An 8,397-nucleotide genomic window follows, 5' to 3' on the forward strand; every position below is an offset into this window, starting at 1 on the left:
GACCTTTGCCGGCCCCCCTCGGCTGATAACGTAGAAACACAACTATCTGTTTTTAAAGTAAAACAAGACACCTTACCATTTAAAAAACCACCAAAAGCTCAATTCCTCACAGTACAAAGTATAAAAATCAGCCAAATGTTAAAAATAAAAATTTTGAGCTGGTTATATTACAAACAATAGCACTGTAAACTACATCAAAAGCAAAAAAGCAATACAATCACCTGACATTCAAATGATGAGCAATATATAAATCCTGCTAATAATCTCATGAATTGGCGTTTTAGCAGATTTTTCCCCCAAGTAGGGAGTTAATCACAATGTTTTCAACTGGGTCCCGTCTGCGTAGTGCCGCAGCCGANACTTTTGCACTGGTCGTGTATTGTTTTGTCATCGGCATGATAATTGAAATCGTGATCTCGGGAATGACCTTCCAGCAGTCTCTTTCTTCTCGCCTGGTTTCAATACCGGTCAATATCCTTATTGCCTGGCCTTATGGGGTGTATCGGGATGCCTTTATCCGCTTTGCGCGTCATCATGTCGGCAAGTATTTTTGGGCACGGAATCTGGCAGACTTACTGGCCTATGTCAGCTTCCAGTCTCCGGTTTATGCCATGATTTTGTGGTCGGTCGGGGCTGATTTAGAGCAAATCACTACAGCGGTTACCAGTAACGCGTTGGTTTCGATGGCGATGGGTGTGGCTTACGGCTATTTCCTGGAATATTGCCGTCGATTGTTCCGCGTGGCGGGCTATATTTGAATACCCGTCATCTTTCATGGTGCCGGTGTGTTGGCTGTGCTCACTACTCGGCCCATCCATGGGCCTCACCTCGTTGAAGCCGCTGCCGCCTCCTGCACCATAAAATCTATTGGGTATTAAGCGTCTTAACCGAAATGTTTATTACTCGGTTACTTGCGGCTCAAACTGCCACGGCGGAACAAATTACGGCGAATACGGGTTAAACCCGGTTTCGGTTTATGCGGTTCATCCAGACTGGCTAATACCAGCTCCAGTACGCGCTCGGCAACATCGCGGTGACGCTGTGCCACCGCCAGTACTGGGCACTCAAGGAAGTCCAGCAGCTCGTTATCACCAAAAGTAGCAATCGCCAGATTACTGGGTAAACGCCCACTTTGCTTTAAGGTAACATCCATAACGCCCTGTAGTAGCTGGAATGAGGTGGTAAACAACGCCTGTGGCATTGGGTGGGTCTTAAGCCACTGCGCAAACAGCACACCGGCAGCTTCGCGCTCGTAGCTATTGGCATACAGGTAATCGACTTTACGTGGATCTTCTTTCCACGCCTCACGGAATCCCATCTCACGCAAGAAACTGACTGACAGCTCCGGCAGCGCGCCTAAATACAATACAGATTCCGCCGGGAAGGCACGCAGTTCTTGTGCCAACATCAGTGCATCTTCTTGATCCGCGCCGACGACGCTAATGAAATGCTCCCGATCTAGCGCCCGATCCAATGCAATTATTGGCAATGGATCATTAGCCCAGCGCTGGTAAAAAGGGTGCTCAGGGGGCAATGCGGTAGAAACGATAATGGCATCAACCTGACGCTGTAACAGATGTTCGATACAACGCATCTCGTTATCTGGTTGATCTTCCGAGCAGGCTATCAACAGTTGATAACCGCGCTGGCGCGCCTGGCGTTCCAGATAATTTGCAATGCGGGTATAGCTGGTATTCTCAAGATCCGGGATCACCAAACCGATGGAGCGGGTTCTGCCCGCGCGCAATCCTGCCGCAACAGCATTTGGGTGATAGTTATGTTCCCTGACAACCGCCATAACTTTGTCTACTGTTTTATCGCTGACTCGGTACTGTTTCGCTTTGCCATTAATGACATAACTGGCCGTTGTACGCGAAACGCCCGCAAGACGCGCGATTTCATCCAGTTTCACATTAACCCCTTATAAACCCAATAAAGTGATGAAAGGCATGATGTCTGCCAGAGCTAAATATCCCAGCGTTTCTCAATACGCCAATAAACCGCAGTGTTACAGGCTAAAACACACGATTTATAGACATAGTTTAACTACGGATATAGCACACTGTAGATCTAACCGCAGAACTCACTATTGAGCAACCGCTTTAACCGCCCTATAACGCTATCTCGGTTAAAAAATAAGAAAAAAAAAGCCCGACACACCTGCCGAGCCTGATTATTGGAGATTAGTCAGTGTTAATAAGTTTCATTAACGCATAATCTTGTCACCGCGTGACACACCAACAATGCCTGAGCGGGCAACTTCAACAATTTCTGCCACTTCCCGCACCGCATTGAGGAATGCATCCAGTTTATCACTGGTGCCCGCCAGTTGGACGGTGTAGAGCGTGGCGGTAACATCCACAATTTGCCCACGGAATATTTCCGCACACCGTTTCACTTCCTCACGCCCGTAGCCACTGGCCTGCAACTTCACCAGCATAATCTCACGTTCAACATGTGAGCCAGAAACCAGCTCACTGACGCGCAGTACATCCACCAATTTATGTAGCTGTTTTTCTATCTGCTCCAGAACTTTGGCATCACCTACGGTCTGAATCGTCATGCGGGAAAGTGTAGGATCGTCGGTCGGCGCAACCGTTAAACTCTCAATGTTATAACCACGTTGAGAAAACAGGCCCACCACTCTTGAGAGGGCACCTGATTCGTTTTCCAGTAGAACTGATAAAATCCGGCGGCGCATAATTATGTCCTCTCCGTTTTGCTAAGCCACATTTCGTCCATGCCACCACCACGAATCTGCATCGGGTAAACATGCTCCGTTTCATCAACCGTCACATCTACAAATACCAAACGCTTGGTCGCGGATAATTGTGTCAGGGCATCAGCCAGTTTGCTTTCCAACTCATCCGGCGTGCGGATGGAAACACCAATATGACCATAGGCTTCAGCCAATTTGACGAAGTCAGGCAGCGAATCCATATAAGACTGTGAGTGGCGGCCAGAGTAGATCATATCCTGCCACTGTTTCACCATGCCGAGATAGCGGTTGTTCAGGTTCAGCACCAGCACTGGCAAGTTATATTGCAGTGCAGTAGATAACTCCTGAATATTCATCTGGATGCTACCATCACCGGTAACGCAAACTACGGTTTCGTCTGGTAACGCCAGTTTAACGCCAAGCGCTGCCGGCAGGCCAAAGCCCATTGTCCCAAGGCCTCCTGAGTTAATCCAACGGCGTGGTTTATCAAACGGATAATAAAGTGCGGCGAACATCTGGTGTTGACCGACATCAGAGGTGACATAGGCATCACCGCTGGTGAGGCGATGTAGGGTTTCGATCACTGCCTGCGGCTTGATTTTTCCGCTGTCTTTGTTGTAACTCAGGCAATTACGGGCACGCCATTGTTCGATGGATTGCCACCAATCACGCAAACTATCGCAATCTTGTGTGCAATCAATCTGAGACAGCAGCTCCAGCATCTGTACCAAGACTTGTTTAGCATCACCAACAATCGGAATATCAGCATTTACGGTTTTCGAAATTGAAGTCGGGTCGATATCAATGTGTACCACAGTGGCATTCGGGCAGTATTTCGCCAGATTATTGGTGGTTCGGTCATCAAAGCGCACGCCAACGGCAAAAATCAGATCCGTATTGTGCATCGCCATATTGGCTTCGAATGTCCCGTGCATCCCCAACATGCCCACGCTTTGGCGATGAGTGCCCGGGAAGCTCCCCAGCCCCATCAAAGAGCTGGTCACCGGCAAATTCAGTTGCTCAGCAAGAGCTAGCAGCTCTTCGTGGCAGGCAGAATTAATCGCCCCACCGCCGACATACATGATGGGCTTTTTAGCCGCCAGAATAGTTTGCAGCGCGCGTTTAATCTGCCCACGATGGCCTTGTACCGTGGGATTATAAGAGCGCAAGCTAACCTGATCCGGGTAGGCGTAAGGCATTTTTACCGCAGGGCCAACGATATCTTTTGGCAAATCGATAACGACCGGACCTGGGCGGCCAGTCGATGCCAGATAGAAGGCTTTTTTCAGTACCATTGGAATATCTTCAGTGCGCTTCACCAAAAAACTGTGTTTCACCACTGGGCGGGAGATCCCCACCATGTCACATTCCTGAAAAGCATCGTAACCTATCAATGAGCTAGGTACCTGACCGGAAAGCACCACCATCGGTACAGAATCCATATACGCGGTAGCAATACCGGTAATGGCATTGGTCGCCCCAGGGCCGGAAGTGACCAGCACCACGCCAACCTCACCGGTTGCCCGAGCATAACCATCGGCCATGTGAACCGCGCCTTGTTCATGGCGTACCAGCACGTGATCGATGCCGCCGACCGTGTGCAGGGCATCGTAGATATCAAGTACGGCCCCGCCGGGATAACCGAATACATGCTTCACGCCCTGGTCGATTAACGACCGGACAACCATCTCGGCTCCTGACAACATCTCCATGGGTTTTGCCTCCAGGCTTTGTTTGCTCATTGGATAACGGGAAGTCATTTCCACGGGATCCTGTAGGAAAGGCACTACGCCCTGATTCCTATATTTATTATTTTTAACGTAACCAACTTATTAACATAACGTCAGATTTTCTGGCAGGCAAATGGCAATTCGCTGCGCTAAAGACAATTCTGTTGGTCGCACTCTGTTTTTGCTCGCATTCCAAACATAAAACACTGCCTGTTAAGGAGTGATCTTAGTTTAAACACCGTCAAGATGACCAATCATAGAACTTAATTAGGCTGATAATTTTTATGCATCGGAGGAAGAAAAAACCGGGGGCGATACCGAACCAGGTGGCGAAAGTGCTGAACGTTCAGAAAAACAGCGGCTGCCTGTTAACAACAGACAGCAACGTAATAACACTATCGATTAATCACGGTACATCGAATCAATTTCATTCTGATAACGCTGGAGAATGATTTTGCGACGCAATTTCATCGTCGGTGTCAGTTCACCTGTTTCCATGGTGAATGCCTGTGGTAACAACGTAAAGCGCTTAACCTGCTCGAACATCGCCAACTCTTTTTGCATATCTTTCAGTCTTTGTTCAAACAAACCGACAATATGGCTATGGCGTAACAACTCTAACCGGTCGTGGTATTTCAGGTTTATCGAACGAGCATACTCTTCAAGTGATTCAAAACAGGGCACAATCAGCGCTGAGACAAATTTGCGCGTATCGGCAATAATCGCGACCTGCTCAATGAAACGATCCTGACCGAGTGTGCCCTCAATCATTTGCGGCGCAATGTATTTGCCGCCGGAGGTTTTCATCAAATCTTTCAGCCGTTCGGTGATAAACAAATTACCCTGAGCATCCAACGCCCCGGCATCCCCCGTTTTGAGCCAACCATCTTCGGTGAACGACTCTGCCGTCTGTTGCGGTTTATTAAAGTAACCACGCATCACAATCGGGCCACGTACCTGAATTTCATTCTCTGCGCCCAAACGCACATCAATCCCCGGTAATGGCTTACCGATAGAGCCGAACCGGAAGTCTTGCTCTTCCCAACAAGAGACGGTGGCACAGGTTTCGGTCATGCCATAGCCGTACTTAATGTTGATACCGATGGACTGGAAAAACAGGATGATATTGTCATCTAACCGAGCACCGGCGGCCGGTAAAAAGCGCACTCTACCCCCCAACACCCCTCGCAATTTCCTCAACACCAGACGATCCGCCAGCTGGTACAGCTGTTCGGATAACAATGATAATGTTTCCCCACGTTGCAGGCTTTGGAATTTGCGCTCACCCCGACCTACCGCCCAGCGAAACAATATCCGGCGATGCCATTTTGCCAGAGCAACTTTGTCATTGATGGCACTGAATACCTTCTCGTAAAAACGAGGGACGGCACACATCACTGTCGGCTTTACTACCTGCATCGCCGAGCGCACCCAATCAGTGTCGCTGATATAGACATTTTGTGCGCCGGTATGCATTACATAGAAGCTCCACGCCCGCTCAAACACATGGGATAATGGCAGGAAACTAAGAGAGACATCCTCTGCTGTCAGGGTTAAGCGCTGATCGTGCAAATAAAGCTGGGCTGCCATATTACGGTAATCCAGCATCACACCTTTAGGTTCACCCGTGGTACCCGAGGTATAAATCAGTGTGAATAAATCATTTAAGTCGCAACTATCTATACGCGTAGTGAGTAGGTGCTGTTGGACCGCATCAGGTTGTTGCTCAAAATCAGCTAAGTGTTGGGCGTATTCACAACCGCGCAAATCGACTGCGGGGTCTAATACAATAATTTGAGCAAGTTGCGGGCACAGCGGCTTTAGTGTTGCGGCAACATCAAATTGTGTCTGTCCACCGACAAATAAAATACGCACATCGGCATCATTGAGCACATAAGCCGCCTGAGTGCTGGTATTGGTGGCATACAGTGGGACGCTGACGCCACGCAACTGTAAAATAGCTAAATCCGCCAACGACCAAGTCATACTGTTGTTGGCAAAAATCCCAATACGCTCCTGAATGGCAACCCCGAGGGATAACAAAGCTGCTGAAATCCGGGTGACATGCGTGTCAACCTGCTGCCAGCTTAGTTGTTTTTCACCCTCGGGTGACCATTCACGCCAAGCTATCTGGTCAGCACGGTGGCTGATTTGTTGGCGCAGACGGCGCACAAGGTGGTATTGCTCTAATGTGTGGGTCATAACATCGCCGCTCGCTATATACTTGCTGTCTTCCAAGTTGCTACTGTGTGATGGCGGGTGCTCATCCAAATCACGTGACGGAGTCCGTTCATTGGGAGCCTTTCATTTACCGCCTTGCTACACCTTGAAATCTATTGGGTATTGATTATCCATTAAAGTGTACTGCAACTTACCACTAATTGGCATTCAGCTTACATGTGTTCACTTTTTTTCGCGCAGTCTACCTGCTCTATTGGCTATGGCAAACAAAATTCAGAGTAGAAGTGTGAGCTGAAATTGACTTTGATGAAAAAGAGAGCGTTTAGAACCATAGGAGTGATGGGTAAACACGGCAATAACGTTGTATTGAACTGACCAATGGCTGGAAACAAAATATGTTTTAATTTAGTTGTTACCTTTACCTGCCACTGAAAATAATATGATTCCAGCAGCAGGGGTTAACAAAAGTAATTACTCAGGAGTATCCAATTGGCTGAGTAACTCTTTCATCCACTGATGGCCTTTATCTCTATCAGTAGATTCGTGCCACGTGAGATAACATGGGCGGCATGTTTCCTTCCAAGGTAAAGAGATAAGTTTCAGATTAAGTGCTTCACTGTATGTTTGAACAAGCCAGCGAGGGGCAATAGCCACAAAGCAAGTTTGGGATACAATATTAAGCACACTATTCATATCGGTACTTTCATATACAATAGTTTGAGCACTTATTTCTGATTCATAATAATGCTCACTGAAAGAACCTATTTTATCCAATGACACTACCGCGTGTGACTCTGAAAGGAGCTGTTCTTGCGTAATTGAATTATCAATACGGGGGTGATTTTTTGAGACCGCCAAAACGGACTCATCATTAGATATTGATAAGTAATGGAAGTCTGGGCGCTCAAACTTGGTATAACCTATCACAAACTCGGTCTCTTGATAACGTAACTGATGCTCAATATTATCATTCAAATAAGATTTGATAATGAGTTGAACATTAGGCGCTAATTGCTTAACACTTTCTATTATTTGTGCCGTCAATCTAATATCTAACGGGCTACAAATAGATAGATTAAAGATTCGCCCACTTTTTTTGGCTTCAAAGCCAGCACCGGGTAGCTCATTTTGAACTAATTGTAGAGCTTGTCTAACCGGGCCAAACAACTGACGAGCCCTGGCGGTAGGCTGGATACCACGGCCATAACGAACAAACAGCTCATCATTAAACATCACTTTCAAGCGGGCGACTGCGTTACTCACCGCAGGCTGGGACATCCCCAGTGACTGGGCTGCACGTGTTACATTATGCATTTGCATCACAGCATCAAAAACCGTTAATAAATTGAGGTCGACACTTCTTAAGTGAACATCACTACCTTCTTTTTTAGTTACTTGGTCGTCGGCTACTAAGTTGTGTTCAAGCATGCTTAACTCCACTGATCTTTATGCAGATGACATGATTAATAGAAGAATCCTGCTGATACTTTTGCATACCTCAAAATATCTTTATTCTCTTACTATTAACGATGCCAATGTTCTCATCATTACTCTTATCAGGTAAAATGAGTCTCATCCTTGTATAAATGCAAAAGTATTAATTCCCTCCCTCCCTACCTTTCAGTTAATAACGCCCATAGATAAGTGCGTGAACAAGATATTCACATAAAGTATCTTATATATGCTCATACAGTAATTTACATCAGGAATACCAAACCATTAAATTATAAGTACCAATAATAAAATCAACAAGATGATCACATCACA

The 8,397-nt window shown here is 46.9% G+C and carries 7 protein-coding genes; 2 read left to right on the plus strand and 5 right to left on the minus strand.

The annotated features are described in order from the left end of the window. The coding region (locus tag V1952_RS17620) for a hypothetical protein (RefSeq protein ID WP_420075225.1) at positions 1-180 on the plus strand (180 nt) is incomplete at its 5' end. Between the two features lie 137 nt (positions 181-317). Beyond that, the gene (locus V1952_RS17625) at positions 318-758 is read left to right on the plus strand and encodes an L-alanine exporter AlaE (protein WP_420075226.1); all 441 of its coding nucleotides are present in this window, start codon (positions 318-320) and stop codon (positions 756-758) included. A 149-nt stretch (positions 759-907) separates the two neighbouring features. On the opposite strand, the gene cra is transcribed toward V1952_RS17625, so the two are convergent. The 5 genes from cra to leuO all read right to left on the minus strand — a co-directional run bounded on the left by cra (position 908) and on the right by leuO (position 8,058). Continuing rightward, positions 908-1,912: a catabolite repressor/activator gene (gene cra / locus V1952_RS17630; protein ID WP_420075227.1), complete on the minus strand. Its 1,005-nt coding sequence runs from the start codon at positions 1,910-1,912 to the stop codon at positions 908-910. A 294-nt stretch (positions 1,913-2,206) separates the two neighbouring features. Continuing rightward, complete coding sequence (ilvN, locus tag V1952_RS17635) at positions 2,207-2,701, minus strand: acetolactate synthase small subunit (RefSeq protein WP_004388986.1); 495 nt, start codon at positions 2,699-2,701, stop codon at positions 2,207-2,209. A gap of 2 nt (positions 2,702-2,703) precedes the next feature. Further along, on the minus strand, positions 2,704-4,431 hold the full coding sequence (gene ilvI / locus V1952_RS17640; protein WP_372559820.1) for an acetolactate synthase 3 large subunit: 1,728 nt from the start codon (positions 4,429-4,431) through the stop codon (positions 2,704-2,706). Positions 4,432-4,851: 420 nt separating this feature from the next. Beyond that, positions 4,852-6,651 carry an AMP-dependent synthetase/ligase gene (locus tag V1952_RS17645; RefSeq protein ID WP_420075228.1) on the minus strand — a complete coding sequence of 600 codons (1,800 nt, stop codon included), beginning with the start codon at positions 6,649-6,651 and terminating at the stop codon, positions 4,852-4,854. 450 nt (positions 6,652-7,101) lie between these two features. Further along, positions 7,102-8,058, minus strand: coding sequence for a transcriptional regulator LeuO (gene leuO / locus V1952_RS17650; RefSeq protein WP_372557998.1), 957 nt, complete (start codon positions 8,056-8,058; stop codon positions 7,102-7,104). Between the last annotated feature and the right edge of the window lie 339 nt (positions 8,059-8,397).

Origin of the sequence: Yersinia sp. 2542 StPb PI (genome assembly GCF_048593855.1) — a bacterium.
Classification (GTDB): domain Bacteria; phylum Pseudomonadota; class Gammaproteobacteria; order Enterobacterales; family Enterobacteriaceae; genus Yersinia; species Yersinia enterocolitica_E.